Annotated in this window: 16 protein-coding genes; 10 read left to right on the top strand and 6 right to left on the bottom strand. The window is 71.4% G+C overall.

The window, feature by feature from the left end:
* Positions 1-50 precede the first annotated feature (50 nt).
* From ACP6CK_RS12945 to ACP6CK_RS12930, 4 genes are all read left to right on the top strand, one after another.
* Positions 51-1,538: a caspase family protein gene (locus tag ACP6CK_RS12945; protein WP_426959405.1), complete on the top strand. Its 1,488-nt coding sequence runs from the start codon at positions 51-53 to the stop codon at positions 1,536-1,538.
* A 139-nt stretch (positions 1,539-1,677) separates the two neighbouring features.
* Entirely contained in the window at positions 1,678-3,237 is a 1,560-nt protein-coding gene (locus ACP6CK_RS12940; protein WP_426959909.1) for an ABC transporter substrate-binding protein, read from the top strand.
* A gap of 26 nt (positions 3,238-3,263) precedes the next feature.
* Positions 3,264-4,109, top strand: coding sequence for a serine hydrolase (locus ACP6CK_RS12935; RefSeq protein WP_426959404.1), 846 nt, complete (start codon positions 3,264-3,266; stop codon positions 4,107-4,109).
* Positions 4,110-4,114: 5 nt separating this feature from the next.
* Positions 4,115-5,503: an amidase gene (locus ACP6CK_RS12930; RefSeq protein WP_426959403.1), complete on the top strand. Its 1,389-nt coding sequence runs from the start codon at positions 4,115-4,117 to the stop codon at positions 5,501-5,503.
* 190 nt (positions 5,504-5,693) lie between these two features.
* Here ACP6CK_RS12930 and ACP6CK_RS12925 read toward each other — a convergent pair whose 3' ends face one another.
* From ACP6CK_RS12925 to ACP6CK_RS12910, 4 genes are all read right to left on the bottom strand, one after another.
* Entirely contained in the window at positions 5,694-6,131 is a 438-nt protein-coding gene (locus tag ACP6CK_RS12925; protein WP_426959402.1) for a nuclear transport factor 2 family protein, read from the bottom strand.
* A gap of 34 nt (positions 6,132-6,165) precedes the next feature.
* Positions 6,166-7,152, bottom strand: coding sequence for a Bug family tripartite tricarboxylate transporter substrate binding protein (locus ACP6CK_RS12920; protein WP_426959401.1), 987 nt, complete (start codon positions 7,150-7,152; stop codon positions 6,166-6,168).
* A gap of 99 nt (positions 7,153-7,251) precedes the next feature.
* Positions 7,252-8,055, bottom strand: coding sequence for an amidohydrolase family protein (locus tag ACP6CK_RS12915; protein WP_426959400.1), 804 nt, complete (start codon positions 8,053-8,055; stop codon positions 7,252-7,254).
* 10 nt (positions 8,056-8,065) lie between these two features.
* Entirely contained in the window at positions 8,066-9,067 is a 1,002-nt protein-coding gene (locus ACP6CK_RS12910; RefSeq protein ID WP_426959398.1) for a Bug family tripartite tricarboxylate transporter substrate binding protein, read from the bottom strand.
* Positions 9,068-9,225: 158 nt separating this feature from the next.
* Here ACP6CK_RS12910 and ACP6CK_RS12905 point away from each other — a divergent pair, with 158 nt between their 5' ends.
* The 5 genes from ACP6CK_RS12905 to ACP6CK_RS12885 are packed head-to-tail and all read left to right on the top strand — an operon-like array spanning position 9,226 to position 13,812.
* Positions 9,226-10,236 (top strand): NAD(P)H-quinone oxidoreductase, encoded by a 1,011-nt coding sequence (locus ACP6CK_RS12905; RefSeq protein ID WP_426959397.1) that lies wholly within the window; start codon positions 9,226-9,228, stop codon positions 10,234-10,236.
* Positions 10,233-11,072 (top strand): DNA-binding transcriptional regulator, encoded by an 840-nt coding sequence (locus tag ACP6CK_RS12900; RefSeq protein ID WP_426959396.1) that lies wholly within the window; start codon positions 10,233-10,235, stop codon positions 11,070-11,072. The genes ACP6CK_RS12905 and ACP6CK_RS12900 overlap by 4 nt, the downstream gene beginning before the upstream one ends.
* A gap of 56 nt (positions 11,073-11,128) precedes the next feature.
* A complete protein-coding gene (locus ACP6CK_RS12895) occupies positions 11,129-11,974 on the top strand; it encodes an amidohydrolase family protein (RefSeq protein WP_426959395.1) in 846 nt (281 codons plus the stop codon).
* Positions 11,975-11,987: 13 nt separating this feature from the next.
* Complete coding sequence (locus ACP6CK_RS12890; protein WP_426959394.1) at positions 11,988-12,815, top strand: amidohydrolase family protein; 828 nt, start codon at positions 11,988-11,990, stop codon at positions 12,813-12,815.
* Positions 12,816-12,846: 31 nt separating this feature from the next.
* The gene (locus tag ACP6CK_RS12885) at positions 12,847-13,812 is read left to right on the top strand and encodes a Bug family tripartite tricarboxylate transporter substrate binding protein (protein WP_426959393.1); all 966 of its coding nucleotides are present in this window, start codon (positions 12,847-12,849) and stop codon (positions 13,810-13,812) included.
* 7 nt (positions 13,813-13,819) lie between these two features.
* On the opposite strand, the gene ACP6CK_RS12880 is transcribed toward ACP6CK_RS12885, so the two are convergent.
* Both ACP6CK_RS12880 and ACP6CK_RS12875 read right to left on the bottom strand, forming a co-directional pair.
* Positions 13,820-15,433 (bottom strand): GMC family oxidoreductase, encoded by a 1,614-nt coding sequence (locus ACP6CK_RS12880; protein WP_426959392.1) that lies wholly within the window; start codon positions 15,431-15,433, stop codon positions 13,820-13,822.
* Positions 15,434-15,499: 66 nt separating this feature from the next.
* The gene (locus tag ACP6CK_RS12875) at positions 15,500-16,459 is read right to left on the bottom strand and encodes a Bug family tripartite tricarboxylate transporter substrate binding protein (RefSeq protein WP_426959391.1); all 960 of its coding nucleotides are present in this window, start codon (positions 16,457-16,459) and stop codon (positions 15,500-15,502) included.
* A 165-nt stretch (positions 16,460-16,624) separates the two neighbouring features.
* On the opposite strand from ACP6CK_RS12875, the gene ACP6CK_RS12870 reads away from it, so the two are divergent.
* On the top strand, positions 16,625-17,482 hold the full coding sequence (locus ACP6CK_RS12870; RefSeq protein ID WP_426959390.1) for an isocitrate lyase/PEP mutase family protein: 858 nt from the start codon (positions 16,625-16,627) through the stop codon (positions 17,480-17,482).
* Positions 17,483-17,493: the final 11 nt, after the last annotated feature.

Here is a 17,493-nt window from a genome sequence, read left to right as displayed (position 1 = left end):
CTGGCCACCCAAATTGCGGGGTGGAGACTCATCTGATCCGGGAGTGTCCGATGATCGCGCATGCGCCTCGCGGACTGGCGGTCGTGCTGTCGGCCCTGTTCCTTCTCCTCGCCGGGGCGGCCCGGGCGGAGCCTGAGCGGCGCGTTGCGCTGGTCATCGGGAACGGCGCGTATCAGCAGGTTCCCGCGCTGCGGAATCCACCGAACGACGCCCGGCGCATGGCGGCGATGCTGCGGAACGCCGGTTTCGAGGTGATCGAGGGCATAGACCTCGACCGCCGCACGATGGAGGAGAAGCTCCGCGAGTTCGGTGACCGGCTCGACGGCGGCGATCTCGGCCTATTCTATTATGCCGGCCACGGGCTGCAGGTCGGCGGCGAGAACTATCTTCTCCCCGTCGACACCCGCATCCAGCGCGAACGCGACCTGAGCTTCGAGGCGGTGCCCATCGGGCAGGTGTTGCGCAGCATGGAGGGCGCGGCCCGCACCAACCTCGTCTTCCTCGATGCCTGCCGGGACAATCCGCTCGTCCGCAGCCTCGCCCGGTCGATGGGCACGCGGTCCGGCGCAGTAAGCAGCGGGCTCGCGCAGGTGCAGAGCGGTGTAGGAACCCTGATCTCCTACGCGACGGCGCCGAACAGCGTGGCGCGGGACGGGGAGGGGGCGAACAGCCCCTTCACCGCGGCGCTGCTCCAGCACCTGGCCACACCGGGGTTGGATGTCGGCGTGGCCATGCGGCGGGTGCGGGAGGCGGTCATCACGGCGACGCGGCAGCAGCAGGTGCCCTGGGATCATTCCTCCCTGACCGGGGAGGTGGTGCTGGTTCCGGCCTCCGTGGCGGCGCCCACGGCCCCTCCGGCCCTCCCCGCGCCGCAGGCCGCCCCGACGGACCGGGAAACGGTCTTCTGGCAGTCGGCGGTTTCCGGCGGTACGCGGGGCGATTTCGAGGCCTATCTTCAGGCCTTTCCGACCGGTGTCTATGCGCCGCTCGCGCGCGCTCGCCTGGCATCGCTCGCCACGCCCGCACCGGCTGTCCCACCGTCCCCTCCAGTGCCGGCGGCGCCGGCGGTGACGGCGGTGACGGCGTCCTTCCCGCGGCCCCCGGCGCCACAGCCCCGCACCCTCGCCGCACCGGGGCGGGCGGGGTGGATCGTGGACGGGACGAATGGTTGCTGGATCTGGAATGCGCGCCCGGGGCCAGGAGAGTCGGTCCGCTGGAGCGGATCCTGCCCCCGCGGTCCCTCCAGCGGAAGCGGCACGCTGGAATGGTTCCGTGAAGGACGTGTGGAGAGCGTCTCGCGCTATGCCGGAACGCTCCAGGACGGCCGTCCCCATGGACGTGGGAACTACACCTTCAGCAACGGCGACCGGTATGAGGGTGAGTATCGCGAGGGCCGCGCCCACGGGACGGGCGAGTTCGTCGATGCGTCGGGGGCCCGGTCGCACGGGGTCTGGCGGGATGGTTGCCTGCGCCAGGGCGACCGGACGATCGGGGTTGGACGGCTGACCAGCGAGTGCTTGGCCGCGGCGGGCAAATAGCCGGTCCCTCGCGCCGCGCGTCTCCACCCTCCTGCACCGGTGTGCCGCGGCCGCGATTCCGCCTTGCCCCTTGCTGCCGCTGCGGGGATCATCGGTCTCACGGACGGGCGGGGCAGAGGTGAGAATGGGTCGGGTGCGAATGTTGGCCCTGGCGGCCGCGCTTGCGTCCTGCGCAACGGTGGTGGCGGCGCAGAACCTGACCCTCGGCACCGGGGCGCAGCCGACCTCGCTGGATCCGCACTACCACAATCTCGGCCCCAACATGTCCTTCTCCAGCGCGGTGTTCGATAACCTCGTGATGATGGATGCGCGGGCACGGGTGGTGGCGGGGTTGGCCGAATCCTGGCGCGCGGTGGATGCGACCACCTGGGAGTTCCGGCTGCGGTCGGGCGTCACCTTCCATGACGGCACGCCCTTCACCGCGGACGACGTGACCTTCACGCTGGACCGCCTGCCGACCGTGGCGAACAGCCCCGGTTCCTTCACCCTCTACATCCGCTCCATCATCCGGGCGGAGGTGGTGGATGAGCGGACGGTGCGCTTCACCACCGCAGGCCCGAACCCGATGCTGCCGAACACGCTGGCGCAGGTTCCGATGATCGGCCGTCGCATCCATTCGGGGCTGCGGACCGAGGACTACAACGCCGGGCGCGGCATGATCGGCACCGGCCCGTTCCGCTTCGTCGGCGGAGAAATCGCCGGCACGCTGCGGCTGGCCCGCAACGACGCTTACTGGGGCACGAAGCCGGCCTGGGCCACCGCCACGCAGCGCGCCATCACCAATGACGGCGCACGGATGGCGGCGCTGCTGGCCGGCGACGTGGACGTGGTGGACCAAGTGCCCACCGCCGACGTCGCGCGGATGCGGGGGAACCCGCGACTGGCGCTGGCGGATGCGGTCAGCCTGCGCAGTCTGTTCATCGTGTTCGATTTCTCCCGGCAGGGCGCCACGCCCTTCGTGACGGACAACACCGGCCGCCCCATCGACCCCAGCCCGCTGCGCGACGTGCGGGTGCGGCGCGCGCTCTCCGCCGCGATCGACCGGCAGGCCATCGTGGACCGGGTGATGGAGGGCGGCGCCATCCCGACGGTGCAGTACATGGCACCCGGCAACTACGGCTACGCCCCGGATCTGGAGCCGAGGCCGGCCGACCTCGCCGAGGCGCGGCGCCTGCTGGCCGAGGCCGGCTTCCCCGAGGGGTTCCGCCTGACCCTGCACGGGCCGAACGATCGCTATCCCAATGACGCCCGAATCATCCAGGCGATCGGCCAGATGTGGACGCGCGCCGGCATCCGCACGGCGGTGGAGGCCTCGCCCTACGCCTCCTTCATCAATCGCGCGAGCCGGCAGGAATTCTCGGTCTTCCTCGGCGCCTGGGGCGCCTCCACCGGGGAGCCGGCGACGAGCCTGACGGCCACCATCGCCACCTATGACCCACGCCGTGGCACCGGCACCATCAACCGCGGCCGACACAGCGATCCGGCCCTGGATGCCGCCATCGCCGAGGCCGCCCTGATCGCCGACGACCGCGAGCGGGAGGAACGGCTGCAGGCCGTGACGCGGCAGGCGATGGAGCGGCAGCCGATCATCCCGCTGCTGATCGTGCGCAACACCTGGGCGATGCGGGCGGGACTGCGGATGGAGGGACGCGCCGACGAGCGCACCCGCCCGCAGGACGTGTCTCCCGCCACGCCCTGAACCAGACCCCAGTGGAGACATCTCTGATGCAGGACCTCGCCGCGCGGATGAACGCGGTCTGCGATGCGCAGCCTTTCGACACGAGCTGGTACGTGAAGGACCTGCGCGGCGGCGGGGAGGCAGATCGGGCGGGCCACGTTCCCGTGCCCTCCGCCAGCACGCGCAAGACCTCCATCATGATGGCGGCGCTGAAGGCGGTGCATGAGGGCCGCCTGGACCTGGCCGAGCCCGTAACCTTCGAGGAGCGGTTCCGCAAGGACGTCGCCTCCGGCACCTACCGTTACATGACCGCGGGCTGCGTCCTGCCGCTGCGCGACGTGATCGTGAACATGATGATCACCAGCGACAATGTCTGTACCCAGATGGTGTTGGAACGCCTGACGCTGGAGGAGATGGACGGCTTCTGCCGGAGCATCGGCATGACCGGAACGGCGCACCGCCACAAGATCCCGCCGCTGGGCCTGCCCTATGACCACCCGGTGGAGATGGTCACCTCCACCACTCCCGCAGATCAGGGGCTGCTGCTGGACCTGGTCCTGAAGGGCACGACGGACGAGGCGGTCGCCGCGCGCCTTGGCTGCACCACGGCGCTCTGCGGCTTCGCGCTGGACGTGCTGTCGTGGCAGCTCCTGAAGCAGCTCATCCCCTCGCTGCTGCCCTTCGGCACGAAGGTCGCGCACAAGACGGGGCGCGGGCGGCGGGGGCGGATGGATGCGGGCATCGTCTTCCGCGACAGTGCGCCGCTCTACATCATCACCGTCTACACGGACCGTGTGCCCGACGTGATGCCGGATGGAATGCCCGGCTACGCGGCCGCCTTCTCCACGGCGGGGCGGCTCTCCCGCCTCTGTTGGGACGCGCTGGGGGGCTGAACGATATGACCTACGATCCCGCGTCCTTCCGACCGCTGACCTTCCACGACGCCGTCGCCGGCTTCTCGGAAGGCCGCGATTCCCCGCGCGCCTATCTCGATCGCTGTCTGGAGACGATCGCGGCGCGGGAGCCCGTGGTGCAGGCCTGGGTGGTGCTGAACGAGACCGGCGCGAAGGCGGCCGCGGATGCCAGCACCGCGCGCTGGAAGGCCGGTCATCCGCTCTCCCCCATCGACGGCATGCCGATCGGGATCAAGGACCTCTACGAGACGCGCGACATGCCGACGCAGATGGGCTGCGAGGCCTATCGCGGGAATTTCCCGAAACGGGACAGCGCCCTGGTGCGCGCGCTGCGGGAGGCCGGCGCCGTTATCCTCGGCAAAACCGTCACCACCGAGCTCGGCCAGTCCCATCCGGGGCCGACGACGAATCCCTTCGAGCCAGCCCACACGCCGGGTGGCTCCTCCTCCGGCTCGGCGGCGGCGGTCGCGGCGGGGATGGTCCCGGCGGCGATCGGGTCGCAGGTCGGCGGCTCGATTATCCGTCCCGCCAGCTACTGCGGCAACGTGGCGCTGAAGCCCACCCAGGGCGCGCTGAACCGCGGGGAACGGCAGGGCCTGTCCCAGAGCACCGTCGGCGTCCACGCCAACAGTGTGCAGGACATGTGGGCCGTGGCGAACGAGATCGCGCGGCGTGCCGGCGGCGATCCCGGCGCACCAGGCCTGTTCGGCCCCGCCATCCCACCGGCGGCGCGTCGCCCTGCCCGCCTGATCGTCATGGAGGCCGAGGGCTGGTCCCTGCTCGACCATCCCTCCCGTCGCGCCTTCGAGGGGGTGGTGGATGCCCTGCGTGCCCAGGGTGTCCAGATCCTGCACCGCGCCGACGCCGCGGCCATCGATGCCTTCGAGCGCGCGATCGCCACCGCGAAGGCCGTGACCGCCACCGTCTGCGGCTATGAGGCACGCTCGAGCATACAGAACCTGGTCGAAGCCCAACCGGACGGCGTCAGCGCCCGCGCGAAGTCGCGCCACGCCCTCGCCATGAAGCTGACGCCCGAGGACTACCGCGCTGCCCTGCTGGAACGCGAGACGATGCGGCGCGCCCTGGCCGCCCTGGCGCCGCTGGGAGACGCGCTGATCGCCCCCGGCTCCCCCGGCCCGGCCCCGGAATGGGCCGGTGATGTGCCGGGACAGCCCCTGGCGCCGCGGCCGACCGGCGATATCGCCTACAATGCTGCGACCTCCGCGCTCGGCGTGCCGGCGGTCACCGTGCCGCTGATGGCGGTGGGTGGGCTCCCGATGGGCTTGCAGGTGATCGGGCAGCCTCACATGGATGCCGTGGCCAGCGGCATCGCGCGCTGGATGCAGGAAACCTTGGCGCCTGTCGTGATGTGACTCCGGGGGAGAGAAGGAATTCTCTCCCCCGGACCCCCTCGCTTCTCGTCTTGTCAGGCTGCCGCGGGATCCGGCGATGGGCTTACCGTTTCCGGATAACCCGGCAGGCTCACAAGGAAGAATGAGCGTCGAACGCGCGGCGTTCGACGCGGCGAGGGAGAGAGTAGAACTCTTCTTCCTGCAACAGGGCTCACCCCGAAGTCGGGCGATCCCCTTTGAACAGCGGCGTGGTCTTGCGGGACTTGTAGAGCCAGCTGCCATCCGCTTGGCGGACGCACTCATCCCGTACCGCGCCGATCAGGATCGGCAGGTCCATCGGCAGCGGCGGCTCGCCGTCCATCGCGTAGAGCACCATGGTCCACTCGCAGGTCGCGTGGTCCGCGTCCTGCACCGTGACGTGGAAGTTGCTGATCAGATGGCGCGCGACGCGGGGGCCGCCGGCCTCGCGTCCCTCATAGAAGCCGCGAATGGCGTCACGTCCCGTGCGGGGGCGGTGACTGGTGGTGTAGGTGCCGTCCTCGGTGAACAGCATATGGGCGTTGCGGCCCCAGTTCGTGTCCACGTCGTGCCAGAAGGCGATGTTCAGCCGTTCCAGCTCCCGGGCGATGCGGTCGTGGTCGGGGTTCATGGCGATCCTTTCCTTCGGATGATCTTCGCCCCGGCTATTCCATCACGATCCCGGCCTCGCGCACGATCGGGCCCCAGAGCGAGATCTCGTTCTGCATCAGGCGGGCCACGTCGGCCGATGTGCCGCCGAGAGGAATCATGCCCAGGGTGGGCAGCAGGTTGCGCGTGGAGTCCAGCTGGACGAAGGCGTTGGTCGCCGTGGTCAGCTTCTGCACGATGTCCGGCGGCGTCCGCGCGGGGGCCAGGAGCGTCGCCCAGCCCGTCGCCTTGAAGCCCTCCACGCCCTGCTCGGCCACGGTGGGGATCTCGGGCAGGGTGGGCATCCGCTGGGCGGCGGTGATGCCGAGGGGACGCACCGTGCCCGCGCGGATGTGCGGCAGGTAGGTGACGACGAGATCCACCGCGATGTCCACGGCGCCGCCGAGCAGGTCGTTGGTCAGCGGCGCGGAGCCGCGATAGGGCACGATGGTGAAGCGCGCGCCGGTGCGGTGCGCCAGCAGCTCCGCCGCGAGGTGGCCCAGCAGGCCGGTACCGGGAACGCCGCAGTTCAGCTTGCCCGGGTTGGCGCGGGCGTAGGTGACCATGCCCTGGATGTTGCTGAAGGGCAGGTTCGGGCGCGCGGTGAAGAGCCCCGGCAATTCCACCACCGGCGCGGTGCCCACCAGCTCCGTCAGCGGGTCGTAGGGCATGTTGCGATAGAGGAGGGTGTTGTTCGCGATCGGTGCGTTCGTGCTGAACAGCAGCGTGTAGCCGTCCGGGTTCGCCTTCGCGACAGAACTGGCCCCGATGTTGCCGCCAGCGCCCGTCCGGTTCTCCACCACAAAGGGCTGGCCGAGGCTCTCGGACAGGTGGCGGGCGAGCGTCCGTCCCACCACGTCGGGCGTGCCGCCGGGCGGGAAGGGAACGACGACCGTCACGGGCCGGTTGGGCCAGGTCGCCTGCGCCGCGACGCGCCCCATGGGCGCGGCCAGGGCGGCACCCAGGGCGAGTCCGCCCAGGTGCCGCCGGGTGATCTCGGACATGCCTTCCTCCGCAAGGATCTTGTTGAGACGCCTATGCGGCCCGGCGACGGAACGCGCCACCGTCTTGATGGCATTTTCCGGCATCCGGAATGCGGCGGGTCAGTCGCCGAAGTAGAGCGTCATCGGGTTCACCGCCCCGATTCGGTGGCGCAGCGCGTCGTCCGGCACCCATTCCTCGAAGTTCTCGATCGCGCGGGCGTAGGTCATGGTCTCCTCGAAGGCGGCGAAGGGCCAGTCGCTCGCCCAGACCAGGCGCTCCCCGCCGCTTGCGCGGATGAGGGCGGCGGCGAGGTCCTTCGCGGCCGAGGGATCGGGCATGCGGAAACCGCCGGAAAGCTTCACCCAGGTGCGGCCGCGCTCGACCGCCGCCAGGATCGCCCTGAAGCCCGGGCCTTTGGCGCCGAGCGCGGGGTCGGGCTTGCCGAAATGGTCGACCACAAGCGTCGCGCCCGATGCCTCGATGGCCGGGATGATGTCAGGCCACTGGGCATCATCGGCCAGCACATGGACGTGCCATCCCAGGTCGCGGATGCGGCGGAGCAGGCGGCGGTTTTCCGCGGAATTCAGGTCGGGCGGATTCGGGACACGGCGAAAGAACAGGCGCACGCCGACGATACCGTCCGCCTTCATCCGCTCCATCGTGTAGAGGTCGGCTTCCGGCCCCAGGATGACCGTGCCGCGCAGGCGCTTGTGGCGGCGCGTGACCCGGATCGTCTCGTCGTTGTAGGTGCCGTAGAGGCTGGCCGCCGCGATCACGCCGTAGCCGACGCCATGGGCGTCCATGGTCGCGAGAATGCCCTCCGCCGTGGCATCGGTCGGCGGGTGGTGCCAGGCGGTGCCGAGAATCGGCATGTCGGTCGTGTAGACGTGGAAATGCGTGTCCACGAGCGGCGTGATGGTCATGCGGGCCTTTCTACTCCCGGGGGATGTGCGCGGCCTCGGCCAGGGACTGCCAGAGCGGCACCTCCTGCCGCAATCGTGCGGTGAGCGGCGCGGGGCCGTCGAGGCGCACCGTCGCGCCGAGCTCGGCCATCCGGTCGGTGAGGATGGAGTGCTCGCGCAACGGTGCCAGAGCCTGCATCAGCGCCCTGATGGCAACTTCCGACAGGTCGCGGGGGCCGAGGAGGCCGAACCAGAGGGTGACGCCCTCATAGGACGGCACGAAATCGGCGAGGCGCGGGACATCAGGCATCAGCGGGTCGGGCGCCGGCCCCGCGCTGCCGAGCACCCGCATCTTGCCCGCGCGCAGATGCGGCATCGCCTCCAGCGGGCTGAGGAAGACGCTGTCGATGATGCCGCCGAGCAGGGCGGTGGCGGCCGGCGAGGAGCCGCGGAAGGGAACGTGCAGCAGGTCCAGCCCGGCCCGCACGCGCAGCAGCTCTCCCGCCAGGTGCACCGTGCTGCCGGTGCCGGCGGAGCCGAAGCTGACCCCTCCCGGCCGCGCCCGCGCCGCCGCGGCATAGGCGTGGAAGTCGGGCCAGGGCGCCTCCCCGCGCACGAGCAGGAGGATGGGCGCCTCGGCGGTCAGGGAGATGGGCGCGAGGTCCGTCAGCGGGTCGTAGCCCGGCTGGCGCTGGAGCGCGGGCAGCACCGCCACGGCGGAGGTGGTGTGCAGCAGCGTGTGCCCGTCGGTCGCCTGCGCCACCGCCCGGATGCCGAGGGCGCCGCCGGCCCCGGCGCGGTTCTCCACGATGCAGGGCTGGCCGAGCGCGCGGGTGAGGTGGTCCGCCATGATGCGCGCTGGGGTGTCCGCGGCCCCGCCGGCGGCGAAGGGCACCACCAGCCGCACGGGTCGGCGCGGCCAGGATTCCTGCGCGGCGGCGGGACGGGTGGTCAGCAGGCCGGCGGCCAGGGCGCCCCGCAGCAGGACACGCCGCCCCGGGCTGGGCGAGTTCGATCGGGCGCCATTCGGCATCGTTCCGCTCCCCAGCATTGCGCATGGGTAGGCCCGCCCCGGCCCGCCATCCAGTCCCCTTGCGGCGCTTTCCGGGATACGGAATGAAGGCGTCGCGCGGATGCGCCCGCTCCAACGACACGCGATGGAGCGGGCGACACGCCGTGCAGGGGAAAGCGATGAAGGTTGTCGAGATCAGGGGGAAGGGTGGGCCGGAGGTGCTCGCCCTGGCGGAGCGGCCGACGCCCCAGCCCGGGCCGGGCGAGGTGTTGCTGCGCGTGGCCGCCGCCGGGGTGAACCGGCCGGACGTGCAGCAGCGCAAGGGCCTGTACCCCCCGCCGCCGGGCGTGACCGACATCCCCGGGCTGGACGTGGCCGGCGTGGTGGACGCGGTGGGGCCCGGCGTGGATTGGCCCCGGGCGGGAGACGCGGTCTGCGCCCTCGTCTCCGGCGGCGGCTACGCGGAGTTCTGCCCCGTGCCGGCCGTGCAGTGCATGCCCCTGCCGCGCGGCTTCACCTTCATCCAGGCGGCCAGCCTGCCGGAGGTGTTCTTCACCGCCTGGAACAACGTCATCTGGCTCGGCCGGCTGGCCGAGGGAGAGACGCTTCTCGTGCAGGGCGGCACCAGCGGCGTGGGGCTCGCGGCGATGCAGATCGGCAAGGAACTGCGCGGCGCGACGGTGATCGCGACGTCGTCGTCCCAGGAGAAGCAGGCGGTCTGCCTGGAGCACGGCGCGAGCGCGGCGGTGGACTACCGGCAGGGGGACTGGCCGGACCAGGTGCGCGCGCTGACCGGCGGGCGCGGCGTGGACGTGATCCTGGACGGGCAGGGCGGTTCCTACACGCCGAAGGAGATGGACCTGCTCGCGCCGGACGGCCGGCTGGTGCTGATCGCCAGCCATGACGCCCCGCGCGCCGAGATCAGCACGCGTGACATCTACATCCGGCGGCTGACGCTGACCGGTTCCACACTGCGGTCGCGGCCCCCGGCCTATAAGGGCCGCATCGCGCGGGAACTGGTGGAGCAGGTCTGGCCGCTGCTGGAGGACGGGCGCATCCGCACGCACATCTGCGGCGTCTATTCGTTGGAGAGGGCAGCGGAGGCGCAATCCGTGCTGGACGCCAACGCGCAGATCGGCAAGGTGGTCCTCACTCTGCTGCCGATGGCGGAGCAGGTGCCGCGCGCATGAGCGAGCCGCCCGTCCAGTCCGTCCTGCGCGCCATCGCCCTGCTGCGCGAGCTGAACCGCCAGCGCAACACGACGGTGGATGGGCTGCACCGCGCCACGCGCCTGCCCAAGCCCACCATCGTCAGGCTGCTGAACACGCTCGCGAAGGCCGGCCTGGTGATGAACGGGGAGCGGGGTATCGGCTACCGTGTCACCTCCGGCGTGGCGGCGCTCAGCGCGGGTTTCCATGGCGGGCCGCTGGTGGCGGAGGCCGGGCGGCCCTGGGCGGCGGATCTGACGCGCCGGCTGCAATGGCCGGCGGCGATCGCGGTGCTGGATGGCGGCCGGATGGAGGTCTGCGTCAGCACCGCGGCCGACAGCGCCGTATCCCCCTTTCATGCCACCATCGGCGTGCGGCTCAGCCTCGTCTCGCGGGCGCTGGGCCGCGCCTATCTCGGCTTCTGTCCGGCGGCGGAGCGACGCATCCTCGTGCGGATGCTCGCTGCGTCGTCCGACCCGGAGGACAACCCGCCCTATCTGGAACGCGTGGTGGAACGGGTGGTGGCGACGGCGCGCCGCCAGGGCTTCACCGAGCGCGACCCGAAGGTAGAGCCGCGCACCTCCAACACCCTCGCCGTCCCGATCATGGTCGGGGGCGCGGTGGCCGGCACGATCGGGTTGAGCTTCTTTCGCTCCGCTGTCAGCCACGCCATGGCGATGGGGGAGTTGGTGCCGGCCTTGCAGCAGGCGAGCCGCGAGATCGCGAACTCGATGGAGCGGCTGCAATCCGCACGGCCGCAGGTAAGCGGAACGATTCCGGCATCCGGAATGGAGCGAAATTCCCCGCCACCGGCCTGAGACGGGTCCCGTAATCTCCTCCCAGAGATCCCGGCGCTGCTCCGGGGGAGGAAGCCATGCTCACCGAGTCCCCCGTTCGCCTGGGCTTTGCCCTGCCGCGCGGCGCCACCGATTCCCACTGCCACGTTTTCGGCCCCGCTGACCGCTTCCCCTATTCGGAGAGCCGCCGCTACACGCCGGAGGACCGGCCGAAGGAGATGTTGGCCGCGCTGCACGCCCGCCTCGGCCTGGAGCGCGCGGTAATCGTGCAGGCGAGCTGCCACGGCACCGACAACCGCGCCATGGTGGACGCGCTGCGCTGGGCGCCGGACCGGTACCGCGGCGTCGCGATGATCGACGACGACACGCCGGATGCCGCGCTGCGGGACATGCAGGATGCCGGCGTGCGCGGCATCCGCTTCAACTTCATCAAGGCGCTGGGCGGCAAGCCCGATATGGGCGTGTTCCACCGAGCGGCGGCGCGCGCCGCGCCGCTGGGCTGGCACATGGTGATGCAGCTGCAAGGCGATGGCGTGCTGGAGATGGAGCCGGTCATCCGCGCCCTACCCATGCCCGTGGTGATCGACCACATGGGCCGTGTGGACCCCGCCCTGGGCGTGGAAGGCCCGGCCTTCCGCGCCCTGCTGGAACTGGTGAAGGACGACCGCATCTGGGTGAAGCTGAGCGGGGCGGAGCGCATGACGACGACCCCCTTCGCGGAGGCCGTTCCTTTCGCCGCCGCCCTGCTGCGCGCGGCGCCGATGCGCGTGCTCTGGGGCACGGACTTCCCGCACCCGAACCTGACCACGCCGGTGGACGAGGCGGAGCTGCTGAACCTCCTCCCCGCCTTCGCGCCGACGCCGGAGGATCGGCAGCGGCTGCTCGTGGACAACCCTGCCGCCCTCTACGGTTTCCCGAACTGAACCGGAGCACGCGATGCCCGCCGTCGATTGTCACGCCCACGCCTTCAACCTCGCGCGCCAGGGATGGGGGAGCGACCGCGGCTTCGACATCTCCCCGGGCGAGTTGGGGACGGCGGAGCAATTCCTGCACCTGTTGAGCCTGCACGGCTTCACGCATGGGGTGCTGATCAACCCGCTCGGCGGTTACGGGGCCAACAACACGTACATGCTGGAAGCGATCGCGGCGGCGAAGGGACGGCTGAAGGGCGTCGCCCTGCTGCCCGACGGCACGCCGGAGGCGGAGATCCGCCGGATGGTGGAGGGCGGCATCGTCGGCATCCGCTTTAACCTCGACTTCCCGACCAGCCCGCCGCTGCACGGGGAGGCCGGGCAGCGCTCCCTGGCGCGGGCGCGGGAGGTCGGGTGGATGGTGCAGGTCCACTACCACCACAACGATTCGATCGTCGCGGCCATTCCGATCCTGCGCGCCGCTGGCTGCCCCGTGCTCATCGACCACAGCGGCCGGCCCGATCTGGCGATGGGCCTGGACCAGCCAGGCTTCCAGGCGCTGCTGGAGTTCGGCCGGAGCTCCGACGCGATCATCAAGCTGTCCGGCCTGTTCCGCCTGACGCAGGAGGGGGCACCCTATCACGACACCGATCCCTACATCGCCTCGCTGATCGAGGCCTTCACGCTGGACCGCTGCATCTGGGGTTCCGACTGGCCCTTCCTGCGCGCGAAGCACCGCACCGACTTCGCGCCGTTGCTGGACGCGCTGGCGCGGATGATCCCGGACGCGGCGGACCGGGAGAAGGTGCTGTGGGACAACCCGGCCCGCATCTTCCGCCTGACGGCAGACTGAGCACCACCAACGAGAAGAACAGGAGGACGTCATGACGCTCACCCGACGCCACGCCCTGGCGGCCGGTCTCGCGCCGGCCCTGGGGCTGATGGTCCGCCCTGCCGCGGCGCAGCCGGCCTATCCCAACCGTCCCATCCGCATGATCGTGCCCTACGCCGCCGGCGGGGCGGATTCCTACATCCGGCCCCTGCAGAACCGGGTGGCCCAGGAACTCGGCCAGGCGCTGGTGATCGAGTCCGTCACCGGCGGCGGCGGTGCGACGGGCGCGCAGCGCGTGAAGAGCGCGGCGCCGGACGGCTACACGGTCCTCTTTGCCGGCACCGGCGCTCTGACGGCGGTGCCGCGGCTGCAGGACCTGTCCTACTCCATCGCGGATTTCTCGCCGATCGGGGGGCTGGTCGCGATCTCCTACGTGCTGGCGACCGGGCCGCGGACGCCGTTCCGCACGCTGCCGGAGATGCTCGCCGCTGCGCGTGCCCGGCCGGAGGGCCTCACCTATGGCACGCCCGGCGTCGGCAGCACGCCGCACCTCGCGGCCGAGGCGATGGCGAAGTCGGCCGGCATCCGGCTGCTGCACGTCCCCTATAACGGCGTGGCGACGGCAGCGGTGGCCCTCCTGGCGGGGGACGTGGACCTTGTCATGGGCGCCCCGAGCAACATCATGCCGCTGGTGGCGCAGGGCGTGCGAGTGCTGGCGCAGACCGGACCCACCCGCATCGCGGCACTGCCCGAGCTGACCACCTTGCAGGAGGCCGGGCTGAACGTGGACGTGGTGACGCGCTTCGGCTTCTTCGCGCCCAAGGGGACGCCGCAGCCGATCCTGGACCGGCTGACGCGCGCGCTGCTCGGCGCCGCGGCCGATCCCGCCTATCAGGAATCCATGAGCCGCGGCTTCAACCCGGTGGACCTGCTGGAGCCGGACCGGTTCCGCAGCTTCCTGGAGGCGGAGGACCGGTTGACCGCCCAGATGATCACGGAGCTTGGGCTGAAGCCGTAGGAGGTCCTCACGCGGCGGCCGCGGGAACTGCTCGGCCGCCGCGCCGGATGAACTCGGCGCAGCGTTCGGCCACCATCAGCACGGCGGGCTGGATGTTCGGGGAGGGGATGAGAGGAAAGGTGCTGGCATCCGCCACGCGCAGCCCTTCCACCCCGCGGACACGCAGCTCCGGGTCCAGCACCGCCCGGGCGTCGCTGCCCATCCGCGCCGTGCCGCAGGGATGGAAGACGGTGCCGGCGGTGGCGCGGATATTCGCCTCCAGCGCCTCGTCGCTGCTGCCCGCGGGGCCGGGGCGCAGCTCTTCCACGATCAGGTCGCGGAAGGGTGGCATGGACGCGATACGCTGCGACAGGCGCGCCGCGCCGAGCATGATCCGCAGGTCGTTTGGGTGGTCCAGGTAGTTCGGCTGGATGATCGGCGCGTCTATCGGATCGGGGGAGCGCAGCGTCAGCCAGCCCCGGCTGTCCGGGCGGCACGGGCCGTAGTTCCACATCACGCCCGGGAAGCCGTGCAGCCCCTTCGCGTAGTCGAAGGTGGAGAAGTTGACGAAGAGAAGCTGCGCCTCCGCTTCCTCTGCGCCGGGGGTGATACGGGCGAAGGCCGTGGCTTCCCCGGCGCCGATCGCGAGCGGACCGGCGCGGCGGAACAGCCAGTCCAGGCCCATGGCGCCCTTGCGGAAATGGCTGCCCAGGATCTCGTTCAGCGTGCCGCAGGGCTTGGTGCGATAGATGAATTTCGCGATCAGGTGGTCCTGCAGGTTGCGGCCGACATCCGGGCTGTGCGCCACCACCGGGATTCCAAAATCGGCCAGCACCTGACCATCGCCGATGCCGGAGAGCATTAGGAGCTTCGGCGTCTCCAGCGCGCCGGCGCTGAGAATGATCTCCCGCGCCGCGCGGAAGGTGCCTTCCGCCGTCTGCACCGCAACGGCGCGGTTTCCCTCGAAGACGATGCGCTGCACGGAGATGCCGGTGCGGACGCGCAGGTTCGGTCGCCGCATGGCCGGGTGCAAATAGCGGCGCGCGGAGGAGGCACGGAACCCCGACCCGACGTTCAGCTGCACCGGCCCGACGCCGTCGATCGGGCCGCCATTGTTCACGTCCGTGAAGCGCGGCAAGCCGGCGGCGACGGCGCTCTCGACGAAGGCACGCGCGGCCGGCGCCAGGCGGCGCGGCTCGCTGACCTGGATCGGGCCATCCGTGCCCCGCGCGTCCGAGCGCGGTCCCGACCAGCTCTCCAGGCGCCGGAAGGCGGGCGCCACGTCGTCGGAGGACCAGCCGCGCGCGCCTGCCTGTGCCCAGCGGTCATAATCGCCGGGGCTGCCGCGCAGGAAGACGAGGCCGTTCACCGATCCCGAGCCGCCCAGCACGCGCCCGCGCGGCCAGTGGATGCGGCGGCCGTTCAGCGCGGGCTCGGGCTCCGTCTCGAAGCCCGGGTCGTAGCGGCGGCTGCCGTAGAGCTTCGCGTAGCCCATCGGCAGGCGGATCCAGGGATCCCGGTCCGGTGGGCCTGCTTCCAGCAGAAGGACGCGCGTCGAAGGGTCTTCCGAGAGTCGCGCGGCCAGCACGCAGCCGGCCGATCCGCCGCCGACGATGATGATGTCGGATGATTCCACGGTCACGATGCGTGTCCCGGCCTTCCCTGTTCCAGCGTCAGCCCCGCCGCCGTGCGGGTCAAGGCGGGCCGCTCACTCGCGCCAGGGCCGCCGGGCCCACAGGGCGCGGAGGCGCCGGTCCTCGGACAGGAAGAGCTCCTCCTGCGCCTCCGCCGTCATGGGACGGAGTGGCAGGTTCAGGCGCTCGGCCTCGCGCTGCCATTCCGGGTCGGCATTCGTCGCGGTGACGGCCGCGCGCAGCCGGTCCCGGAACTCGGCCGGCAGGTTCGGCGGGGCGACGAGACCGCGCGTGGAGCCCTGGAGCACATCGAAGCCCTGCTCCCGCAGGGTCGGCACCTCGCCCGTGCCCTCCCAGCGCGACGGGCCGCCCTGGGCGATGCCGCGCAACGACCCGTCAGCCATCAGCGTCCGGCCTTCGCTCATGTTGAAAGACCCGACCTCGATGCTGCGGGAGAGGAGGTTGGTGACGATCGGCGGCGTGCCGTTGAAGGGGACATGGGCGAACTCGACGCCGGTGGCCTCCTGGATCCCGAGGATCAGCAGGTGGTCGTCCGTGCCCACGCCGGCGGTGCCGACCGTGACCTGCCCCGGCCGCTCCCGCGCCGCGCGCACCAGGTCCTGCGCGTTGCGGATCGGGCTGTCCGCGCGCACCCAGAGGCCACAGGGATCCTCGATGACATTGCCGAGGAAGGTGAAATCCTGCACGCGGTAGCGGACCTGACGCTCGATCGGCAGGGTGACGGAGTTCGGCGTCTGCGCGGCGCCGATGGTGTAGCCGTCGGGCGCGGCCTGGGCGATGCCCTCGAAGGCCTGCTGCCCCGCGGCGGTGGCGCGGTTGATCACCACGAAGTTCACGCCGGTCAGGCGCCGCTGCAGGTGCGGCAGGACCGCGCGCGCGAGGATGTCCATGCCGCCACCTGGCGGGCCGGGCACGAAGACCTGGACCGGCCGGTCCGCCGGCCAGGCGGCCCGCGCCACGCCCGGCAGGGATGCCGCCGCCGCGGCCGCCGCCAGCAGGTGCCTGCGCTGCATGCTGTTTCCTTCCCCTGATCCCGTTGGCCGGGACCGTGTGTCCGTCCTCGGCTGGGCCAGCCTAGCAGCCTCTGCGCGCGGCGCACGCCCGGCGCGACGTCCCTTGCTTGGCCGCACCGGGGAAGTGCCCTACCGTCCGTGGCACACCAGAGGGGAGGATTTCCGGTGACCGCTCCAGAACGCCTGCGCGCCTTGCTCGCGGAGCCCGGCCTCATCGTCATGCCGGCGGTCTGGGACGGGCTGAGCGCGAAGCTGGCGGCCGAGGCCGGGTTCAAGACCTCCTTCCTCTCCGGCTCCTGCGTCGCGGCCAGCCGGCTGGGCGGGCCCGACCTCGACCTTCTCTCCTTCGCGGAGATGTTCGACTCCTTCCATATGGTTCTCGGCGCCGCGCCCGACACGCTGGTGCTGGCCGACGCCGACCACGGCTACGGCAACGCGATGAACGTGCAGCGCACCGTCCGCGCCTATGGCCGCGCCGGCGCCGCCGCCATCCTGATCGAGGACAAGATCACCCCGCGCGAGCTGACCGCCGCCGGCAAGCCCTGCCTGCCGCGTGACGAGGCGCGGATGAAGGTCCGTGCGGCGGTGGAGGCCGCGAAGGACTCCGGCATCCTTGTCATGGCCCGCACGGACTGCCGCCCCACGCGCGGCATCGACGAGGCGGTGGCGCGGATCGAGGCCTTCGTCGAGGAAGGCGCCGACATCCTCTTCCTCGACTCCCCTGCCGATGACGAGGAGATCGGCCGCGCGATCAAGGCGGCCGCGGGGCGGCCGTCCTTCGCCGTGCTCTCCCCCGGCGCACCGCGCGCAACGCCGTCCCAGGCGCGCGCACACGAGCTCGGCTTCAAGATCGGCGCCTATCCCACGGGGCTGCTGGCGCCTGTTGCGGCCGGGATGAAAGCGGGCCTGGCGGCGCTGGCGGCCGGCCAGGCGGGGGCGGAGAGCGCGATGTCACCGCCGGAGCTGCGCGCCACGCTGGGCTATGACGACTACGACAAGAAGGCGAAGCGCTTCATTCCTTGAGGGCCCGGGGG

It is taken from the genome of Muricoccus radiodurans (assembly GCF_050154705.1).
In the GTDB taxonomy this organism is placed as follows: domain Bacteria; phylum Pseudomonadota; class Alphaproteobacteria; order Acetobacterales; family Acetobacteraceae; genus Roseomonas; species Roseomonas radiodurans.
The sequence above is the reverse complement of the archived record's forward strand: the minus strand, read 5'-3'. Positions and strand labels throughout refer to the sequence as shown.

Coding starts and splice junctions, on each gene's coding strand:
- ACP6CK_RS12945 (WP_426959405.1), top strand. CDS start 51: ATGATCGCGCATGCGCCTCGCGGACTGGCGGTCGTGCTGTCGGCCCTG.
- ACP6CK_RS12940 (WP_426959909.1), top strand. CDS start 1,678: ATGTTGGCCCTGGCGGCCGCGCTTGCGTCCTGCGCAACGGTGGTGGCG.
- ACP6CK_RS12935 (WP_426959404.1), top strand. CDS start 3,264: ATGCAGGACCTCGCCGCGCGGATGAACGCGGTCTGCGATGCGCAGCCT.
- ACP6CK_RS12930 (WP_426959403.1), top strand. CDS start 4,115: ATGACCTACGATCCCGCGTCCTTCCGACCGCTGACCTTCCACGACGCC.
- ACP6CK_RS12925 (WP_426959402.1), bottom strand. CDS start 6,131: ATGAACCCCGACCACGACCGCATCGCCCGGGAGCTGGAACGGCTGAAC.
- ACP6CK_RS12920 (WP_426959401.1), bottom strand. CDS start 7,152: ATGTCCGAGATCACCCGGCGGCACCTGGGCGGACTCGCCCTGGGTGCC.
- ACP6CK_RS12915 (WP_426959400.1), bottom strand. CDS start 8,055: ATGACCATCACGCCGCTCGTGGACACGCATTTCCACGTCTACACGACC.
- ACP6CK_RS12910 (WP_426959398.1), bottom strand. CDS start 9,067: ATGCCGAATGGCGCCCGATCGAACTCGCCCAGCCCGGGGCGGCGTGTC.
- ACP6CK_RS12905 (WP_426959397.1), top strand. CDS start 9,226: ATGAAGGTTGTCGAGATCAGGGGGAAGGGTGGGCCGGAGGTGCTCGCC.
- ACP6CK_RS12900 (WP_426959396.1), top strand. CDS start 10,233: ATGAGCGAGCCGCCCGTCCAGTCCGTCCTGCGCGCCATCGCCCTGCTG.
- ACP6CK_RS12895 (WP_426959395.1), top strand. CDS start 11,129: ATGCTCACCGAGTCCCCCGTTCGCCTGGGCTTTGCCCTGCCGCGCGGC.
- ACP6CK_RS12890 (WP_426959394.1), top strand. CDS start 11,988: ATGCCCGCCGTCGATTGTCACGCCCACGCCTTCAACCTCGCGCGCCAG.
- ACP6CK_RS12885 (WP_426959393.1), top strand. CDS start 12,847: ATGACGCTCACCCGACGCCACGCCCTGGCGGCCGGTCTCGCGCCGGCC.
- ACP6CK_RS12875 (WP_426959391.1), bottom strand. CDS start 16,459: ATGCAGCGCAGGCACCTGCTGGCGGCGGCCGCGGCGGCGGCATCCCTG.